This is a genomic window from Paracoccus sp. SJTW-4 (assembly GCF_047716885.1).
Classification (GTDB): domain Bacteria; phylum Pseudomonadota; class Alphaproteobacteria; order Rhodobacterales; family Rhodobacteraceae; genus Paracoccus; species Paracoccus solventivorans.
In genome coordinates, this window is record NZ_CP136681.1 from 2352028 (window position 1) to 2370759 (window position 18732).

21 protein-coding genes are annotated in these 18732 nt (G+C 66.3%); 13 read left to right on the forward strand and 8 right to left on the reverse strand.

All coding sequences use genetic code 11. The features are described from left to right. Positions 1-86 precede the first annotated feature (86 nt). Complete coding sequence (locus RSP45_RS11530; protein ID WP_036743563.1) at positions 87-521, forward strand: MerR family transcriptional regulator; 435 nt, start codon at positions 87-89, stop codon at positions 519-521. Between the two features lie 504 nt (positions 522-1025). Here RSP45_RS11530 and istB read toward each other — a convergent pair. Beyond that, the gene (gene istB, locus RSP45_RS11535) at positions 1026-1820 is read right to left on the reverse strand and encodes an IS21-like element helper ATPase IstB (RefSeq protein WP_072464014.1); all 795 of its coding nucleotides are present in this window, start codon (positions 1818-1820) and stop codon (positions 1026-1028) included. Further along, complete coding sequence (gene istA, locus RSP45_RS11540) at positions 1810-3342, reverse strand: IS21 family transposase (protein ID WP_083539302.1); 1533 nt, start codon at positions 3340-3342, stop codon at positions 1810-1812. The genes istB and istA overlap by 11 nt, the downstream gene beginning before the upstream one ends. Positions 3343-3880: 538 nt before the next feature. On the opposite strand from istA, the gene RSP45_RS11545 reads away from it, so the two are divergent. The 7 genes from RSP45_RS11545 to RSP45_RS11575 all read left to right on the forward strand — a co-directional run bounded on the left by RSP45_RS11545 (position 3881) and on the right by RSP45_RS11575 (position 9240). Continuing rightward, positions 3881-4165: a hypothetical protein gene (locus RSP45_RS11545; protein ID WP_415392010.1), complete on the forward strand. Its 285-nt coding sequence runs from the start codon at positions 3881-3883 to the stop codon at positions 4163-4165. A 162-nt stretch (positions 4166-4327) separates the two neighbouring features. Then, positions 4328-4588 carry a helix-turn-helix domain-containing protein gene (locus RSP45_RS11550; protein WP_415392011.1) on the forward strand — a complete coding sequence of 87 codons (261 nt, stop codon included), beginning with the start codon at positions 4328-4330 and terminating at the stop codon, positions 4586-4588. 14 nt (positions 4589-4602) lie between these two features. Further along, the gene (locus RSP45_RS11555) at positions 4603-5940 is read left to right on the forward strand and encodes a HipA domain-containing protein (protein ID WP_415392012.1); all 1338 of its coding nucleotides are present in this window, start codon (positions 4603-4605) and stop codon (positions 5938-5940) included. A 321-nt stretch (positions 5941-6261) separates the two neighbouring features. Then, on the forward strand, positions 6262-7551 hold the full coding sequence (locus RSP45_RS11560; protein ID WP_415392013.1) for a fimbria/pilus outer membrane usher protein: 1290 nt from the start codon (positions 6262-6264) through the stop codon (positions 7549-7551). Next, positions 7548-7727, forward strand: a complete 180-nt coding sequence (locus RSP45_RS11565) for a hypothetical protein (protein WP_415392014.1) — start codon at positions 7548-7550, stop codon at positions 7725-7727. Before RSP45_RS11560 ends, RSP45_RS11565 begins: the two co-directional genes overlap by 4 nt. Continuing rightward, positions 7717-8079 (forward strand): spore coat U domain-containing protein, encoded by a 363-nt coding sequence (locus RSP45_RS11570; RefSeq protein WP_415392015.1) that lies wholly within the window; start codon positions 7717-7719, stop codon positions 8077-8079. Before RSP45_RS11565 ends, RSP45_RS11570 begins: the two co-directional genes overlap by 11 nt. 201 nt (positions 8080-8280) lie before the next feature. After that, positions 8281-9240, forward strand: a complete 960-nt coding sequence (locus RSP45_RS11575; RefSeq protein ID WP_415392016.1) for a hypothetical protein — start codon at positions 8281-8283, stop codon at positions 9238-9240. Positions 9241-9243: 3 nt separating this feature from the next. Here the strand turns inward: RSP45_RS11575 and RSP45_RS11580 are convergent, their stop codons facing one another. Genes RSP45_RS11580 through RSP45_RS11590 form a run of 3 tightly spaced genes read right to left on the reverse strand, consistent with a single transcriptional unit; the run spans position 9244 to position 12227 of the window. After that, entirely contained in the window at positions 9244-10278 is a 1035-nt protein-coding gene (locus tag RSP45_RS11580) for a hypothetical protein (RefSeq protein WP_415392017.1), read from the reverse strand. 3 nt (positions 10279-10281) lie between these two features. Beyond that, positions 10282-11394, reverse strand: coding sequence for a hypothetical protein (locus RSP45_RS11585; protein WP_415392018.1), 1113 nt, complete (start codon positions 11392-11394; stop codon positions 10282-10284). After that, complete coding sequence (locus RSP45_RS11590; RefSeq protein ID WP_415392019.1) at positions 11391-12227, reverse strand: hypothetical protein; 837 nt, start codon at positions 12225-12227, stop codon at positions 11391-11393. The genes RSP45_RS11585 and RSP45_RS11590 overlap by 4 nt, the downstream gene beginning before the upstream one ends. A 166-nt stretch (positions 12228-12393) precedes the next feature. On the opposite strand from RSP45_RS11590, the gene RSP45_RS11595 reads away from it, so the two are divergent. The 5 genes from RSP45_RS11595 to RSP45_RS11615 all read left to right on the forward strand — a co-directional run bounded on the left by RSP45_RS11595 (position 12394) and on the right by RSP45_RS11615 (position 15975). Then, entirely contained in the window at positions 12394-12930 is a 537-nt protein-coding gene (locus RSP45_RS11595) for an RNA polymerase sigma factor (protein ID WP_415392020.1), read from the forward strand. Further along, the gene (locus RSP45_RS11600) at positions 12927-13688 is read left to right on the forward strand and encodes a hypothetical protein (protein WP_415392021.1); all 762 of its coding nucleotides are present in this window, start codon (positions 12927-12929) and stop codon (positions 13686-13688) included. Before RSP45_RS11595 ends, RSP45_RS11600 begins: the two co-directional genes overlap by 4 nt. A gap of 66 nt (positions 13689-13754) precedes the next feature. Then, positions 13755-14141 carry a hypothetical protein gene (locus RSP45_RS11605; protein ID WP_415392022.1) on the forward strand — a complete coding sequence of 129 codons (387 nt, stop codon included), beginning with the start codon at positions 13755-13757 and terminating at the stop codon, positions 14139-14141. Further along, complete coding sequence (locus RSP45_RS11610) at positions 14138-15103, forward strand: hypothetical protein (protein ID WP_415392023.1); 966 nt, start codon at positions 14138-14140, stop codon at positions 15101-15103. Before RSP45_RS11605 ends, RSP45_RS11610 begins: the two co-directional genes overlap by 4 nt. Beyond that, positions 15100-15975 (forward strand): hypothetical protein, encoded by an 876-nt coding sequence (locus RSP45_RS11615; RefSeq protein ID WP_415392024.1) that lies wholly within the window; start codon positions 15100-15102, stop codon positions 15973-15975. The genes RSP45_RS11610 and RSP45_RS11615 overlap by 4 nt, the downstream gene beginning before the upstream one ends. A gap of 27 nt (positions 15976-16002) precedes the next feature. Here the strand turns inward: RSP45_RS11615 and RSP45_RS11620 are convergent, their stop codons facing one another. The 3 genes from RSP45_RS11620 to RSP45_RS11630 form a co-directional block, all read right to left on the reverse strand. After that, entirely contained in the window at positions 16003-17586 is a 1584-nt protein-coding gene (locus RSP45_RS11620) for a hypothetical protein (RefSeq protein WP_415392025.1), read from the reverse strand. Positions 17587-17612: 26 nt separating this feature from the next. Then, positions 17613-18023, reverse strand: a complete 411-nt coding sequence (locus tag RSP45_RS11625) for a hypothetical protein (RefSeq protein ID WP_415392026.1) — start codon at positions 18021-18023, stop codon at positions 17613-17615. Positions 18024-18121: 98 nt separating this feature from the next. Next, on the reverse strand, positions 18122-18721 hold the full coding sequence (locus tag RSP45_RS11630; protein WP_415392027.1) for a hypothetical protein: 600 nt from the start codon (positions 18719-18721) through the stop codon (positions 18122-18124). Positions 18722-18732 lie beyond the last annotated feature (11 nt).

The following is an 18732-nucleotide window of genomic DNA, read 5'->3' on the forward strand; positions in this document are numbered from 1 at the left end:
TCTCTCCTCCGCCGAAGCAGGGCGGTTGCCATCATCGAATCAGGGTTTTAAGTGCTCTAGCTACTATAGGTTCAAGGAGAATCTTGATGCTGACCATCGGAAAGCTCGGATCGTCGACCGGCGTGAAGATCCCCACGATCCGCTATTATGAGCAGATCGGCTTGTTGCCGGAGGCCGAGCGCAGTCTTGGCAACCAGAGACTTTACACCCACAAGGCGCATGAGCGTTTGGTTTTCATCCGTCACGCACGCGACCTGGGATTTTCGCTGGAGGCAATCCGCGATCTGCTCAGCTTGTCGGACAATCCGGATCAACCCTGCGCCGCAGCGGATGCCATCGCAAGGGCACAGCTTGCCGAAGTCGAAAGCCGCCTTGCCCGACTTGCCGCACTCAAGACAGAGCTGGAGCGCATGGTGGTGCAATGCGCGGGCGACAGGATTTCCGACTGCAGGGTCATTGAAGTCCTCAGCGATCACTCCCAGTGCATCACCGACCACGCGATCGAGGATGCGACTTCCTGACGGAGGCTACGCGTCCTGCGCTGCTCATTGTCTGGTGCGTTAACCGCGCGCGCACCAGGTCCTGTAGCCGGCAAGCTTTGCCCCATTGCGATAGGCCGGAACATTTCCGCATCTCCCTTCCTTGCCGCGACCAACTGACAAATCTGTGATCCCCCCAGATTTGGCTTGAACCTCTAGCTGCTTGAGGTTGCAGAAGGCCCCGACCGGCCGCAACGAGCAGGACAGACAAAAATGATACCTTTCGGACATCGAGTGGACAGATGCTGACGCTCCTCGGGGCTATTCTGGGCGTCTGGCGCGGGATAATCCGCGCCCGCCAACTGGGCGGGAACAGACTGGACATGATCCAGTATGCCAGCGCTCACGCAATTGCTTTCGGAGTGCTGGGAGCATTGGTCGGAATAAGCCTCGGACGTCTTTTCACGCCATGAATGTTGATTTTCACCCAGAACTGAGCCGGGTTTTCCATCGAGAATTGAGCCACCTCTGACTATGGATTGAGGGTCAAGCTGGGGTCAAGGCATGTGACGTCCCCTCCTTTTTCTGGGCTGCTGCGGCTGAACTGGCCTTGAAGCGGAAGCTGTCGTTTCCGGTCTCCAGGATGTGGCAGCGATGAGTAAGCCGGTCGAGCAGCGCGGTGGTCATCTTGGCATCGCCGAAGACCGTCGCCCATTCGCTGAAGCTGAGATTGGTGGTGATAACGACGCTGGTGCGTTCGTAAAGCTTGCTCAGCAGATGGAAGAGCAATGCACCGCCGGAGGCGCTGAAGGGCAGGTATCCCAGTTCGTCGAGGATCACGAGGTCGAGGCGGGTCAGGCTTTCGGCGACCTGCCCGGCCTTGCCCCTGGCTTTCTCCTGTTCGAGGGTGTTGACCAGTTCTATGGTCGAGAAGAAGCGAACCTTTCGGCGGTGATGCTCGATGGCTTGGATGCCGAGTGCGGTCGCGACATGGGTCTTGCCGGTGCCCGGCCCGCCGATCAGCACGATATTTTCGGCGCCGCTCATGAACTCGCAGCGGTGCAACTGGCGCACCGTCGCCTCATTCACCTCGCTGGCCGAGAAGTCGAAGCCCGCCAGATCCTTGTAGGCAGGGAAACGCGCGGCTTTCATGTGATAGGCGATGGAACGGACTTCACGCTCAGCCAATTCGGCCTTCAGCAGCTGCGACAAGATCGGGATGGCGGCTTCAAAGGCCGGGGCGCCTTGCTCGATCAGATCAGTGACAGCCTGCGCCATGCCATGCATCTTCAGGCTGCGAAGCATGATGACGATGGCGCCGCTGGCGGGATCATGACGCATGGCGGCCTCCGGCGATTTGGGTGCGCAACCCGTCATAGCGCTCGACATTGGCCTTGGGCTCACGGCGCAGGGCCAGCGCGTGTGGCGTATCCAGCGGCGGTCCCCCCACCACCTTGCCGTCGACCAGCCGGTGCAGCAGGTTCAGGACATGGGTCTTGGTGGGCACGCCCTCGGCCAGGGCCAGTTCCACGGCGGTGAGCACGGCTTGCTCATCGTGATGGAGCACGAGAGCGAGGACATCGACCATCTCGCGATCACCACCGGGCTTGCGTAACATGTGCTCCTGCAACTGCCGGAAAGCCGGCGGCAATTCCAGGAAGGGCGCGCCATTCCGAAGCGCCCCGGGCTTGCGTTGCACGACCGCCAGGTAATGTCGCCAGTCATAGATCGTTCGCGGTGGTAGCTGGTGGCTGCGCTCGATGATCCGCCGGTGTTCGCACAGGATGTTGCCCTCGGCCGCCACGACCAGCCGGTCCGGATAAATCCGCAGGCTGACAGGCCGGTTCGCAAAGGGTGCCGGAACGCTGTAGCGATTGCGCTCGAAGCTGATCAGGCAGGTGGGCGAGACGCGCTTGCTCTGCTCGACGAAGCCATCAAAGGCTGTGGGCAACGGCATCAAGCTCGCCCGCTCCTCGCCCCAGACATCGGCGATCGAGCCCGGCAAGGTGCCGTGTGCCGTCTCGCGCCACAGGTCCTGACAGCGCTGCTCCAGCCAGACATTCAGCGCGGCAAGGTCGGGAAAGTCCGGCATCGCTTGCAAGATCTGGTGGCGGGAATCCCGGACGTTCTTCTCGACCTGCCCCTTCTCCCACCCTGCCGCCGGATTGCAGAATTCCGGCTCAAAGACATAATGGTTTGCCATCGCGAGGAAGCGGATGTTGATCTGCCGTTCCTTGCCGCGGCCGACGCGATCCACCGCCGTCCGCATATTGTCGTAGATCCCGCGACCGGGCACACCGCCGAAGACGCGGAAGCCATGCCAATGGGCATCGAACAGCATCTCGTGTGTCTGCAAGAGATAGGCGCGAACCAGAAAGGCGCGGCTGTGCGCCAGCTTGATATGGGCCATCTGCAGCTTCGTGCGCTCGCCGCCCAGAACGGCAAAGTCCTCGCTCCAGTCGAACTGGAAGGCTTCGCCTGGGCGGAAAGACAGCGGAACGAAGGTTCCGCGCCCCGTGGTCTGCTGCTCACGCTGCCGATCTGCCCGCCATTGCCGTGCAAAGGCTGCAACCCGGCCGTAAGAGCCGGTGAAGCCGAGCGCCTCAAGATCGGCATGCAATTGCTTCAGCGTCCGCCGCTGCTTGCGCGACTTCCCGGCCTCGGTCTTCAGCCAGCCGGCCAGCTTCTCGGCGAAGGGGTCAAGCTTGCTCGGCCGCTCCGGCGTGGCAAAGGTCGGCTCGATCGTGCCCGCCGCAAGATGCTTCGTCACGGTATTCCGTGACAGTCCCGTGCGCCGCGCAATCTCGCGGATCGACAGATTCTGCCGCAAATGCATTCGTCGGATGATGTTCAAAAGTCCCATGTGGATCACTCCGTTGCCCCCGCCGCTCACTGCGTTGGGGAAAGGTTCACATGGCTCAATTCTCAGTGAAAATTATGCGCCTACCCGGCTCAGTTCTGGGTGAAAATCAACACTCGGCCCGTTGGAAGCATTATGGAAGCACGAGGCCGAAGAACGCTGCGCAATACCGACAGATCATGCGCAACGGTGGCTTTCCTGCTGGATCGGCAAGTGTCGGAAACTGCGCAAGAACTCGCGGTTCCGAGTGATTGTTCATGGTTCGTTCGACACGACTCATAACCTGAAGATCGTAGGTTCAAATCCTACCCCCGCAACCAGAATCTAATAAATAACTCAAAGGCTTACGAGCCGCCCGAGATAACGGCTTCTTGCGTTGAAAATCTTGACTCAACGCTGACTCAATATTCGCGCGGAAATGAGGACGCGCAGGAGGGTCCAGCGATGGTGGACAGGTTGACGCCGGAAGCCCGGTCGCGGAACATGGCGAAGATCAGGGGGAAGGACACCAGTCCGGAACTCGCGATGCGGCGTGCCGCGCATGGCCTGGCACCTGCCGGAAGACTTCAACCGGCGGCCGCGCAACGAGCAGGCCGAGATTCTTGACTGGGTTCGCAATGTCATCATCAGCGGCTCGACCGAGTACCGCCGGTATCAGACGGTGATGATGCGTCAGCGCTATGCCGTCCATTTCGCTTGCGCCTCGGTCTACACACCGGTCTGCGCCAGAAGAACCTGCGCGAGCTTCTGCTTTGCAAGCGAGGTGATCTGCCTTCCACTTACCGAACTTCGACGGTGTGGTGCTTCCAGCCCTGAATTCGGGTGATCAGGAGTGCATGCCTCACCTCTCTACTTGGCGTTTTCGCCAATTCTCTACCGAGTCCGTCGCTGCGGCACGCTGTCTTGGCGTTGAGGCCAATTCCCTTGCCTCCGACGCGTCGCATGCTGTATTCTTGGCGTTAGAGCCAATCTTTGATGGAAGACGCGCATGACCCACAAACCCAGTCATGATGACGAGCCGGACATACCGCGCCGTCGGCAGCTCCTCGACGCATCCGACCTTGGCGAGATGATCCGATTGCATCGGGAGCGGCTCGGCATCGCGCAGCTCGAACTGGCGTCGATGGCGGGCATCGATCCTGGAAATCTCTCGAAGATCGAGCGCGGGAGCCGTCGCTCGCATCTCGATACCTATCTCAAGCTGTGCGGTATTCTCGGCATCGACATCTTCGCCGAGGTGCGTCCATGAGAATGGATGTGTGGATGGAAGGGCGGGACGTACCCGTGGGCCTGCTAACCCGCTCCGAGGACAAGAGCCTGTCGTTCGTCTATGCCGACGATATCGGTCCCGAGCATCGTCTCTCGATGTCGCTGCCGATCACCCCTGAGTCATATGGCGATGCCGATTGCAGGGGCTATTTCGCGAACCTCCTGTTCGAGGGACCGCAGCTCGAACGGGTCCTCGACGGCTTCGGTCTCGACCGTGGCGACGTCGGTGCGCTCTTGTGGCATCTCGGGGCAGACTGTCCGGGTGCGATCTCAGTCACTCCCGAGGGCACGGGGCCCGGCAAGATGCCGGGAAGGTTCCCCGAGGATTACGAGCGGCTTTCGGACGCCCGGCTCCATCAGATCGTCCTATCGCTGCATCAGCACCGTCGTATGCCAGAGGGCGAGCGCAACCCGTCACCCGTCGCGGGCGTCCAGGGCAAGATCGCCTGCCTCATGTTTGAAGGTGCGGTCTGGCTGCCGAAGGACGGTTCCCGCGCGCCGACAACCCATATTCTGAAAGTGTCTCCGAACTTCGATCCCGACATCACGCGCCAGGAGACGGCGCTGCTCCAGATCGCCGCCGAGATCGGGATCGACGCCGCCGAGACTCGGGATCTTGTCTTCGACGTCGAGGGGATGCACATCAACGCGCTCCTGTCGACGCGCTTCGACCGCGATATTGAGATCGCGGATGGAGCAGGGACAATTCGGCGCCGTCACGCCGAGGACTTCTGCCAGGCGCTCGGTCTGCCGCCGAGCCTCAAATACGAGCGCGACGCCGTGGATCCGCATCGCCGCTTCTCAGCCGCCGCTGTGGATGTCATCGCGGCACAGACGACGGTGCCCGCCCTCACGAGAAGGGACTTTCTGGCGCAGACGATCTTCAACCTGCTCGTGGGCAACACGGACAACCACGGCAAGAACACGTCGCTTCTCTATCGTGGACGGACGGTCCTGCTGGCACCGCTTTACGATGTGGTGCCGGTGTTCATGGACAGACGCGTGACACATGAGTTCGCATTCAGGCATGGTGACGCGCGCTTCGCCGAAGACTTTGATGCCGATGCGCTGCGAGGGCTGCTGTTCGATCTTGGCTTTGGCAAGCCACCGGTCGGACGGACGATGAAGCAGATCCAGCAGTATGCAAAGAGGATCGCCGATCTCTCGGCCTGCCGTGCCTCCAAGGGCCTCGCCGATGGTCTCCATGCCCAAGCGCGTGTGGTCGAGGATGCGCTCGATATCGACTTTGGCCTTGAAGAACGCGATTACTACGATCGCGTCGTCAGAGATGACCTGCCCGAGACAGCGGGTGGATGGGGCGCGTTCAGCTAGCGGATGCCCCCGCCCCCGCGCGTCGGCGTGGGGCGGACCTTCTCATGGTAGCTGTCCAAGCACGTACGATGGCGTTACGGAAATGCTGCGCTGGGGACGAACGGCAGCTTTCGGGACGCTGCGCGGCGGCATCGGGCGATGGCGAACGGCAGCAAAGGGCGGGGAGCGGACTTTCGGCGCGGCAGCATCGCCCCCGCAACAGACGGCGATACCGGCCGTTCGTGAGCGCCAATCATCGCCACCGCGGGCGTCACCAGGGCCAGAAGAGAAAAAACGAATAGCTCTTTTCGTCATCCCCCCGCGGCGACGCTGCGCGCAGGATTGACCGACGGGCTCACGCTGCTGGCCCATGCCGAAGGCGGCGACAACCTGGCCATGGCGGGCCTTGGCGCCACGTTCCGCATTGCACACAGGGGCACCGCCACGCTGAGCTTTGCGCAGAGCCGCACCCGGGACCGCAACGGCAGCCTGATGGATCTTTCGACCGAGCTGAGCCTTGGCCGCACGCGGCTGAGTGGCCGGATCATGGCGACCCAAGGCGATTTCACCGATATCGCGGCGCTCTCTGCCGATCCTGATCTGGCCGAGCCGCTGCTTCCCGATTTTCCCCGGCATCTGGCGCAGCTGTCCCTATCGATGCCAGTGGGCGTGGGCAGCACCGCAAATCTGTTTCTTAGCGATCTGCGCCATGCCGATGACTGGGATGAGACCAGCTTTGGCGCCAGCTACAGCACACGGGTCTGGGGCGACAGCAGCCTGACCCTGACCGCACTGGCGCAACGCGGCACCCGTGATGATGCGGTGCTGTCGGCGCAGCTGCATATTCCGTTGAACAAGCGGCGCGACATCAGCACCAGCTTCGAGCATCGGCGGGGCGGCTGGCGGCAGCATGTCTCGGCCAGCGGGCGCAGCGAACAACGCATCCCCGGCTGGAACTGGCGCTTGCAGGCTGACCGCAACGACCAGTCCAGCCTTGCGGCAAGGGCGGCGCATGACAGCAGCCTGGGGCGGGTGGAGCTGGCGGGCCGCCTGTCCGAGGATGGCCGGGGGATGGGTCTGCGGCTGGATGGCGCGATCGTCGTGGCGGGGGGCGGTGTCTTCATGTCCCGGCGCATCGACGATTCCTTCGTAGTGGTCGATGCCGGCGCCCCGGGGGTCGAGGTCAGCGCCGAAAACCGTCCCGTCGGGCGGACTGGTCCGGGCGGCAAGCTGCTGGTCCCCGATCTGCGCGCCTATGAGGCGAACAAGCTTTCGATCGACCCGGCCAACCTGCCGTTGGATGCGGTGGTGGCCGCGACGCACCAGACCGTCCGCCCGGCCCATCGCGCCGGCACCACCATCGACTTTGGCGTCGAGGCCAGCGGCCGCGCGGCGATCGTCGGGCTGGTCGATGCGCATGGCCAGCCGCTGGAGGTTGGTGGCGGCGTCGCCCTGAACGGAATCGACGGGGAGTTGCTGGTCGGCTTTGACGGCGAGGTGTTTGCGACCGGGTTGAAGGCCCGCAACGAAATCCGTGTCACCTATCCGAACGGGCGCAGCTGCACTGCCGGCTTCGACTATGTGGACGAGCCCGGATCGCTGACCGAAATGCGAGGAGTCCCGTGCCTGTGATCCGTTTTCCCGCCTTTTCCCTGCTGCGGCTGAACCTGTTCATTGTGGTGCTGCTGCTGGCGGGCACCGGAGCGGCCCGTGCCTGCACCTTCACCGCCAGTGATGTCGTCTTTGGACAGGTCGACGTGCTCAGCAACACCCCGATCGATGCCCGAATGCCGACTGGTGGCGGATGATCTGGATTTCGGCAGTGCCGGGATGCTGGATCAGGCGGTGGATGCAACCAGCCGGATCCGCGTTACCTGCACGGCGGGGTCGAGCTATAATGTCGGGATCGGCTACGGGCTGCACGGCAACTCGGCCAACAGTCGCCATATGCAGGATCCGGCCGGCAACCTTGTTGCCTATCACCTGTATCGCGACAGCGCCCGGACCCTTGGCTGGGGCCAATTGGCGGACGGGCTGGCGCTGACCGCGGCCGGTTCGGGGACGGCGCAGACATTCACGGTCCACGGTAGGGTGCCGCCCCAGAACACTCCGCCGCCCGGCAATTATTCGGACACGGTGGTCGTGACGGTGACATATTGAGGCGGGCTGACCGCAACATGCCAGCGAGCACCTGGGTCCAGGAACTGTGGTTGAGACGGGGACATATTTTCAAGCGTGGATCGTTGATGAAGTCACAGCATCCGTTTGGTGCAACGGCCATGATAGCCCAGTGGGTTGAGAGTCCGTTAGAGGTTGGCCGCAACACTTGAAACTTCTGGAAAGCGAGGAAGGACCAGTATTGTGAAGAAATCAGGTTACCGCCCGCTATGGATTATACTGGCGTCCGTCGCTCTCATGCATCTGCCATGCTCCGCATCAGCTGATGAAGCGGAGTTTTCCGAGAGGGCAAACCGAGCCTGCCGCCAGATCATCGATACCAGACCCGATCAGGTTATCGGCAAAGGGCGGATGGCGAGCGCCGAGGTCGTCGCGGCGTCCCTCAAGCGAACAGATCTGTCGGACGACGTGCGCCGTGCGCTGCACGACGACATCGCCGCCAGCCGAGATGAACTCAGCCGGAGCTTTCGCGCCCTGGCAAAGCTTGTCCCGCCTGCCGAGCAGCAGGAAGACCGGGATATTTTCATAGCCTTCCTCGAAGCCGAGGTTGCGCTGCAGACCAACCGTTTGCAGTGGCTGGAGAACCGGGCAAGCACATTGATCCCGGCTTCCGAGTTCGGGCCCACCACCGAATTGGTCAACGACGCGATGCAGCGGCTGGGATTTGCAGGGCGCGATTGCCAACTGATCGCCCAGGACGTGGACATTCCCGAAGATCGTCGGATCTTCGTCCGGAAGGCCGCAGCCGCCTGCACCGAAATCGTCGTCCGCCAATCCGAACAGGACCATGAGGGCAATCGTGACATTGTGCTGGCTGCGCTTGTGGATGCGCATCGCGGGGCCCTCGACCTGCCCAGACCCGAACTCGATGCCGCACTGCAGGCTGCCGAGGCCGAATGGCAGATGTCGTTCCAGCAGCTTTCCAACATTCCGGCGCAGCTTGCCCCGGATGGTGAAAGCTGGACCCGGTTCCTGCAGCTGTTCCAGCAAATGGCAGAGGTCCAGCGATCGCGTTTGCTGGTCCTGCACTCGCCCGCGGAAGACCCGTCGGCGGCCTACAAGGCGGTTCGTTCCCCGATCATGGATGTTGAGCTGTCGGCACTTGGCCTTGAGAATACCGACTGCCGAAGCATTCATTTCTGATCGTCAACCGACGCCGCGGCCGGGCAGAGGCGGCAGATGGAGACTGCCCGAGGTGTCGCGGATATCGCGGAGAATGGCCTCGGGGATCACCTCGCCTGTGCCGAGATCATGACGGAGCCGCACCGCGATATCCGTCTTGCAGGGGCCCTGACCCTTCTGCGAGGTGCTGCAGGCAAGGATATAGCTGCGGATCACGTCCAGCCGCTGCGGGTCCAGACGCGCGCCGGTGGCAAAGGCGAGCTTCGGAACATGTCCGCCGGCGGGATCGTCCGAAAGCGCCCCTTCGGCAGCATCGACAAGCTTGTCCCGAAATTTCTTGGCGGACAGGATCGCAGGATCGACCCTCAGGCTTTCGGCAAGAACGCCGTTTGCGTCCGGTCCGATCCCGGTGAGAAAGCTGATGTCATCGCTTCGCGCCCTGGCCAGCGTCGTCTCGAAGGTCAGCAGGGCAGGGGGACGGGCTGTCTCGCCCGGTTTCGGCAGCAGGATGCGCAGCTTCAGGCTGCGCTGCTCGGGTGTGGCGCCGGGGGGCAGGGCGGATCGGAACGCCGCGATGCAGGGTGTCATGCGGTCCAGTGCGGGTTGCTGATCCTGCACGTCAAGGTCCAGCTCGACGACCGTGGTGAAGCCGGTCCCGGCCTGCGCGTCCTGAACCGCAAGCGGCACGACGCCGCACCGGGGGAGGGCTGCGTTCACCGCCCTCAGCTTGACCCCTGCGGAAACGCCGGCTGCATAGGCACGGTGCAGGCGGTCCTCGCAGGGCGACGCCGGACGGCAGCGCGAGGCATCGCGATCGACGCCGAAGCGGATCCGCGTGAACGGATCGTCCCTGATTGCGAAGACAACATCGTAATGGTCCTTTTGCAGATGTGTGTCGACCAGTTCCAGCTGGCCGGGATAGGCCGCTTCGGCCAGTGCGGTCGCGGCCTCGATGGCCGCCTGCCGATCCGCACAGGCAGAGAGAAGGGCACAGAGCCACAGCGCGAGGAGCCAGCGTCCGGCAAGGGCGGAAACCTTTCCTTTCGGGCCAGCGAGCATCCCTCAGTCCCCGGTGCCGATACGCAACGCGGGCAGGTTCCCGGCCATCAATGCATGGGTGGCCTGGTTGAAGGGCCGGGGCGTGTCGTCGTGCCCGGCTATGCGCAGGATCGCCGCGCAACCGGATGGCTGGCTCTCGATAACGCTTGCCTCGGCAAGATCCTCGGCCGTGCCGTCCATTTCCCGCCACAGGTCCGCCGCGCCGTCCGCCGCCGCCTGCGCATCAGTGCAGTCTGTATAGGCGACGGCAAGAACCAGGGCGGGACCCTCGGGGGTTTCCAGATCGGCCAGTGCGGCACCCTGCCAAAGAGGCAGCCCGCTGGAAGCCCCGGCGGCGGCCTGTTCCAGGGCAGCGCGGGCTTCGTCCGGGTTCTTTCCGGCAAGGGTCGCGGGATCGATGCCGCCGCCCAGCCCGTGCCACGCCCCGAGGAACGCCGCCTGCAGCACCGCGCCCTCTTCTGCTTCCAGCGCGTCCAGAAGGATCCGGCCGGCCAGCGTGTCCAGAGCCGAGGGCCGGCCCGCCAAAAGCGGCTCCAGCGCCGCGCCGTCGCCCGCTTGCAGCAGGGCCGGGCCTGAAAGCCCCACGACCGATGCCTGCCCCATCGGGCCGCGCCACGGGTCGGCGGGATCGCGCGTGGCCAGATCGACGATGCCCGGCTCTCCGTTCGCGATCATCTTCGACGGCAGTTCGGTGAAGCCGCGTCCCGAGAGGCCGGAGAACGCCGCCGTCGCAGCTTCCGCGTCCGCAAAGCCCCAGACCGAGACCGCGCCCGGCGGCTGTCCGATGCCGGCAACGAAAGCCAGCGCGGCGCTGTCGATCCCGGATTTTTCGGCAAAGCTGTCCGGGGAACCGAGGGCAAGCGCCTCCGCCGGGCGGATGCCGCCCCCCAGCAAGGCGCGAGAAAGGGCCTCGCGCCCCAGCGCGCCACCATGGGCTTCAGCCAGGGCGGAGAGATCGAGATACCGCGCGACATCCGGCGTGAGGTCGGAAAAAACCGTGTCGGGAAGGACCGACAGCACCGCACGCAGGTTCGAGTCTTCGGCCACTACCGGGGTGCCGACAACAAGGGCAAGCGCCAGCGCGGGGACGAGTCGGTTCATCATCTTTTCCTTCATCCGGGTTGAGAGGGTAAGTCGGGGCAAGTCACGTCGTAATCCGCCACGAGGGGTCCTGCCGGCAGGTTCAGGTCGCCGAAGGTCAGGACCGAGGCGGTGGCTAAACCCTGAACGAACGACAGGGTGCAAAAGCCGAAGCCGGTCCCGGAACAATGCTCGACGCCGGTAAAGCCGTTGGCCACAAGCTCGGCTGCGATAGGGTCCGAAGGTGGCGCAAGTCCGGCCTGTTCCCAGCCATGGTCGGCCAGCAGGATGTTCGCATCGCCAAGGGTCAGGCCATGGATCAGCGGCATCCGCCGCGCTCCGCCGCAAAAGGTGTCGAAGGGCGGCAGCGGGACGACTGCGGGGACATTCTCTGCCAGCATGATATCGGCCACGGGGCGGGACAGCATCGCGCCGTCCCAGATGCGCAAGCGGTCGCCGCTGCGGCGCAGATGCGCTATCGCGGTACCGCCCGGTTGCGAACCTTCCACAAGGGCCAGCAGCTCCGCGCCGTCGAAGATGCCGACGCGCCCACCGCTCAGGACGCAGGCGCCGCTGGTCATCGACCGCGATCCGGCGACGAAGCTCACTGCCATCAGCGCGCCGAGTGGCTCTTCATCGGTAACGGCCCAACCCGCACCACCAACCATCTGCCCCGCGGCCGTCCGGGGCTCAACCCCATGATGCCGACACAAGCCCAGGTCGATCGGGGCATCGGCCTGCGGCAGCTCTGTCCCAGGTTTGAGGGTGATGTCTGTCGCCGCCGGTTGCACCACGGCCGGCACGCCGCAGAGAGCGGCAAGGATGATTGTCCGTCGGATCGGACAACGGGACAGATGGCTTACACCCATGAACGCCTCCTTTCTGCCCTTGGGACGACGGCCGCCGGCAGGATCTTGGCGAAAGCTCGCCCTGTTGCCGCCTTCAGGACGTTCTTCGCTTTGCTAGCGCCTCTCTCTGTGATCCTGTGCATATGTGACGATGAATTGTGGCGGCTCGGTTCGGCAGGCATACAGGTTGCGCGATATTCGGCCCGAAATGGAAGAACAGGCGCTGCTGGCGCGCGTGCGCGCCGGCGATGCCGCGGCGTTCGAGGCTCTGGTCGCGGCCCATTACCGCTATGTCTTCCGCATCGCCTATCGCTGGCTCGGGCATGAAAGCGATGCCGAGGACGTGACCCAGACCGTCTGCATGCGGCTGCCGCAGGCGATCCGCAGCTTCGACGGCCGCGCCGCCTTCACCAGCTGGCTTTACAAGGTCACGCTGAACGCGGTGCGCGATCTTCAGCGCAGCCAGCAGCGCCGCACCCGGCTGGCCGATGCCGTCGCCGTGGTGGCCGAGGACAGCCACCCCCCGGATCAGGAGGACGCTCTGCGCGTCGCCGACATCTGGCGGGCGGTGCTTGCGCTGCCCGACAAGCAGCGCGATGCGGTGATGCTGGTCCATGCCGAGGGGTTGAGCCAGGCCGAGGCCGCGCAGATCATGGGCTGCAAGGAGGTGACCGTGGCCTGGCATATCCACAAGGCGCGCAAGACGCTGCGGGGGGTGCTGTGACAAGCCGGCTGTCCGATCCGCTTGACCTGCTGCGCCGGATCCCCACGCCCGAGCCGGACCCGGCGCGGATGCAGGCCACCATCGCCGCGGCGCAGGCGCGCCTTGCCGATCCTCCGTCCGCGCCGCCGCCCGCACCGCGCCGCCTTGGGTGGCGGCTCTGGCTGGCCCCCGCGGCAGGGGCGCTGGCGGCGCTGGCCGCGGTGGCGTTGCTGATGCCGCAGCCCGATGCGCCGCAGCTGGTCGACGGCGCCCCTTCGGCCGAGGGGCGCGGGCTTGCGCGCGAAGCCGTCGAGGCGCCCGACCGGCTGGCCGAGGCGCCCCCGGTCCGGGACGGCGCATCCGACCCTGCCGCGCCGCCGGGCCGGGTTCTGGGAGCCCGCCCGCCGCAGCCAGCGTCCCCGGCCGACCACGGGCCTTTGGCCGTCGCGCAGCGCCATGATTTCGAGGGGTTCCAGCTTATCGTGCGCGAGGGCGGCGATGGCGTCACCCTGTCCTTCCAGCGCGATGGGGCCGAGCAGGCGTTCGACCGCCGCAGCCTCGATCCCGGCGTGGAGTTCGCATTGCTGGACGCCTTCCTGCTGGCGCCCCCGGACGGACCGGAGCTGCTGCTTCTGCAAAGCCGTCTCGGGGATGCGACGAACTGGGACGTGTTCACGGTCCGCCCCGACGGCATCCGGCTGTCGGCCGAACTGTCGCGGCGGGTCCACGACGCGCCCGACCGGGCTGCCGTGGCCGGCCGGCTGGCCGCCCCCGAATAAGCGCCCAAGGTCCGGGCCGCGCCCCGCGTCCCATGGGGGAACGATGATTTCTGGAAAGGAACCGCCATGTTCCGCAGCATCCTTGCCGCCGCACTGGTCCTGTCTGCCTCTGCCGTGTCGGCACTGTCGATCGAGCCCCTGCCGGTCCCGGCGGACGGCGAACAGTTCTGGGGCCTCGGCACCACGGGAATATATTGCGTCAAGGCACCCTGCCCGTGGCGGGGGGTGTTCCGCATCCACCCCGACGGCACCCGCGACCGTCCGCTGTCCGGCCACGACCTGACCGCGCCGCCCCCTCTGCGCGCCGGCGCCGCCGACCGCGCCCGCATCGAGGACGCCTTTGCCCGCAGCGGCTGCGTGGTGGCCGAGGGGCATTTCGACGGCGAGACGCTGGTGGTCCTGCGCATCGCCGGGGAATGCCGCCACTGGTTCCCCAAGCGGCCCGCGGAATGACGCGCGCGCTGCTGCTGGTCGTGCTGCTGCTGCTGGGGGCCGGGGGTGCGGGTTTTGCCCTGTCCCGCCCCTGCGGCTGGGCGGGGCAGGTCGCGGGCGGTGGCGGCTGCCTTGCTGCCTTCGCCCTGCGTGATCTGGTGGTGACGGGCGGCGCGCTGGCGACCGATGCGCAGGGCCGGCTGGTCGTCGGCGGCATCGACTATCGCCCCGGACCCCGCGAGCGGCTGCAGGCGCAAATGGTCGTGGCAACGCTCGACCCCGCGACTGGGGCCGAGATCGCCCGCGCCGATCTGGGGATGCAGGGCCGGCCCGAGCAGTTGCGCCTGTCGCCCGACGGCACGGCCATGGCGATCAGCTGCAACGCGCTTTACACCTGCGACCTGCCGGGCGGAAACAAGCCCCGCCAAACCCGCGTGATGCTGTTCGACCGCGACGGCGAACGGCGGTGGTTCGCCGGGATCGAGCACCGCCACGCGCCCCCCGATGCCGATGGCCGCGCCTTTGATCTAGGGTTTTCACCTTCGGGAAACGTGGTCTTTGCGCATGTCGCCTTCGATGCGGCCTCGGGTCAGGTGATCCTGACCCGGCAGCAGCCGCTACCTGACCCAAACGCCCGCCTGCCCGCAGGGGCCGAGATCCGACCGGGCGACACGGCGCTGGCGCTGGACCTGCCCGATGACTTTATCCCCTTTCTGCGGCTGGACAGCGCCCGCTCGCCCGATGGGGACCGCATTGCCATCCTCGCGCGCCGCTTTTCAGGGCCGGGCAAGATCCGGGCCGCGATCCGCATCCACGACATCGCCAGCGGACGGCTGCTGGCTGCGCATGACATCGCCCGCGAGCTTGCCCCGGCGATCCTGTGGCATCCGCAGCGCGATGCGGTGATCGTGGCGCTGGCCGGAAAGCCCGCGGCTGGCGCCGATAGCGAATTGCGGCTTTACGCAGTGGGGGCAGGGGAATGAGGCGAGGTCGGCTGATCGCCGCGGCGGTGGCCGCGCTGGCGCTGGTTGGGGCGGCGGGACTTGCGGCGTGGCACGGGTCGCGGACCTGCGGCTGGATCGACCGTGCGCTGGGGCGCTCGGGCTGCATTGGTACTGTGGTGTTCGAGGGCGTGGCGCCGTCCCGCAACAGCATTGCCCAGCCACTGGGCGACGGCCGCGTGGTGATGGCGGTCGAGATGCGCACCCCCGATGGCTGGCGCCCGGGGCTGCTGGTCTTCGACCCCGGAACCGGCGCGGAAGGCGGACGTTATCCGCTGCCGCTGCGCGGCGGGGTCGCGCGGCTGTTCCTGTCGCCTGATGGCACCCGGCTGCTGATCGCCTGCGGCGTGATCCGGCAATCCTGCTCGGAATCGGGCGGTGACGCGGTCGTCACCCAGCGCGACGACCTGCGCGAGTTCGCCGATGTCCCGGTGGAGGGCCGCTCTCTGACCGCCTATCCCGGCACGCCCACGCCGCCCGAGGCATACGGTTTCGAGGCCGTCTTTGCTGCGCGAGGGAGCCGCATCCTTGCCGGCGGCAGCACGAGGCCGCTGGTCCTGCTGGACGCCGACGGTACAAGGATCGCGGAACTGGCCAGGCGCGATATGTCCGCCTTTCCAGCGGCGGTCTCGGACTGCGGCACCATCGCGCGAGGGGAGCCCGGCGCCTCCGAGCGGGGCGGCGATCGCCTGCGGTTCTGGGATGTCCAGGACGGCGCCGAACTGGGCCGGATCGAGGGCAGTGCCGGTTGGCAGCTGCGCGCCCCGCCCTTCTGGTCGGAGGACGGCGCCTCGCTGTTCGTCCCCCGCAGCCGGCGCGGCGTGATGCTGCTGGACCGGTTTCGCGCGCCCTGAGCGCCCCGCCGCCGATTGCCCGGCGGGCTATTTGTCGTCGCGCCAATAGACGCGGCCGTCGATGATCAGGTCGTCGGGCGCGGCGGGGTCGCCGTTCTCCAGCCGGGCCGCGAAATGGCGCTCTTCGCCCTTGGGGCCGGTCAGGATCAGCGCGTAGCCCTGGAAGCGATAGGCGGAGCGGGTCTCCTGCTCGGGGGTCAGGAACGAGGTGATGAAGCTGGTCCCGACCCGGCCGCCGACGAAACTGTCGCTGCTGTGCAGCAGGGTGCCATCTGCGGCAAAGTCGAAGCTGCGGTCGCGCCGCAGCCCGCCAATGGCGATGTCGGTCATCGCCCAGCGGCCGGAAATGGTCCCGCCTTCGGGCATCGGCAGCAATCGTTCGGCGCCTGTCAGCTCCAGCGCCGTGCCGTCCGCCGCGGTCAGAACCACATCCTTGCCGTGCTCGGCCCAGGTGAACCAGCGTCCGGGTTCCCGCGCCCGCGACATGTCCAGCGACAGATCGCCGAAGGGCACCGGCCAGTCGTGGCGCATGGCGGTGCCGTCGCGCAGCAGCACCCAGATATCCTCTTGCCGGTCCAGATAGCCGTTGCCGGCACCGTCCAGACGGGTCGAGAACTCGGCGGTGTAAAGCACCCGCTCGACATCGGCAGACCCGATCCGCGGTCCCGGTGCGGCCAGCAGCTCGGCCAACTCGGGCGGGCGCGGTTCCAACTCCACCGGGCCGTCGCCGGCCTGTGGCAGGCCCGCCGCGGCAGGGTCGAGGATGCGACAGTCGCGCAAGCCGATCATGCCGCCGGGGGCGTCGTCGCGAACCCAGTAGACCTTGCCGGTCAGCACCGCTGTGCTGCCGACAAGATCGTCCATCCGCTGCTGGCCGTCCTTGTCGGCAAAGCGGCGGCAACTGGCGGCAAAGCTGGATTGCCGGTCGCCGCGCCATTCGCGCAACTCGCTGTCCGAGATCACGCGGCCCCGGAACGCCAGCCGCCCCTGTGGCTCGAGCAGCGCCAGCAGATGCTCCTCGCGCGCCTCGCGCAGGGCGCGGTCGGACTGCGCGCCGGGGGCCGAGGCAATTTCCGCCATCGCGGCGCTGGCCCAGGCCGAGAATTGCGCCAGCGGCTGGACCGCCGCGGCCAGCCCCGGTTCGATCCGGGGCGGCATGGGGTCGGGGGGGCGGACGCCCAGGTCGCGGGCGATCCGCCGGGTTTCACGCAGGGCCGGGCGCAGCGCGAATTCGTCGGATTTCAGCCGATCGGCCAGGCCGGCGCAAAGCTGCGGCTTGGCGGCGATCTGTTGCGCCACGGCCGCGTCGATCTGGGCAAGGGCGGCCTCGGTCTGTTCCGTCAGCCCCGGCGCCGCGTCCTTCAGCGCGGCCATGAGCGCGTCATAGCCCGCCGCGTCGTTGCGATGCGACCAGCCGGCCAGCGCATCCCGCAGCGCCACCCGGTCCGCATCGGGACGCCCCGCGCAATGCCGCGCATGGGCGCGGGCGTTTTCGGCGCGGCTGAACAGATCGGTGACGGAATCACTCAGTTCGGCCAGCGGGTCGGCATGGGCGGTGCCGGCCAGCCCCAGGGCAACCAGCACGCAGAACAGGTGGGGGGCAGTGCGCATCCGGCCGCTCCTGCGTTTCGTCGGAGCTATTGCCCGGAATATTTCGCCCGCATCTTGCGGCCGGTCTCGATGCCCAGCCGCCGCGACTCTTCGGCCAGCCAGCGGTCGGCCGAAGCCTTGCCGTCGCGCTCGACCCGCATCCGGTAGCGGGGGGCAAGCTGGCGCTTGTGCTCTTCCATGATCCTTGCGCCCTCGGCCCGGGCGCGGGCTTCGGCTTGGGCGGACATCTTGCCGGATTTGGGCTTGGATGCAGGGGATTTTCCGGCTCTGCCCGGGCTGGCGTTCTGTTGCTGATGCAGCCGCAGGTTGTGTTCCCGCATCGTGTCGAGGTGGATGCCCAGATAATCCTGCGCCGCTGCCGGGCCGGCGGTCGCCATCGCGCCCAGCAGGACCAGGGCGAAACGGGATTTTCCAGCCTTGTTCCCCAGTAACGTCATAAGCAGGGACCTTTCATTGAGCGCCGCAAGCAGGCGGGTTGGAACATGCGTCGATACCGGTGCCGGAGCAGCTGCAGGGCGAGGGGCGGCGTGCATCCTCAGCCCCCCGGCTGTGGCAGAGGCGCCTCGGCCAGCGCCCTGATCTGCGTCGGGCGCAGCGTGGACAATCCCTGCAGGAAGGTCTTGGCGGCCTCGTTTCCATAAGCCCGGTGGCTGACGCCGAACAGCATCACCCCGGGCCCGCCCGCGGCCTCGGCCAGCGGCGCATAGCGATAGGCGTTCCATTCGACGATATATTCGCCCGCCTCGTCCTTGCTGCTGACGATGAAATCCAGCAGCGCCTCGCCCGTCGCCTCGTTCTGGACGATATCCATGTTGACCAGCGGGTCGGTGGCCTTGCGTTGGGTCAGCATCTCTGCCTGCGCCCGCACCGCATCCATCACCCCGATGTCGCCCGCCACCGTTTCCACCAGCAGCATCCGGTTGTAGCTGTCCGGGGTTTCGCCCGGCGGCAGATATTCCTGCTTGGTATGGTTTTCCGCCGGGCGCGCGGACCAGGCCAGCGCATAGCTGTCGCCGGCCAGTGCGATCGGACCGGGCAGGCCCAGATGATCGGTCGTCTGCGCCTGCACGGGTGCCAGCCAGAGCGCGGCGGCAAGCGCGGGGACAAGGCGTCGCAGCGGTGCGGAAATGGTCATGGGAAGGCTCC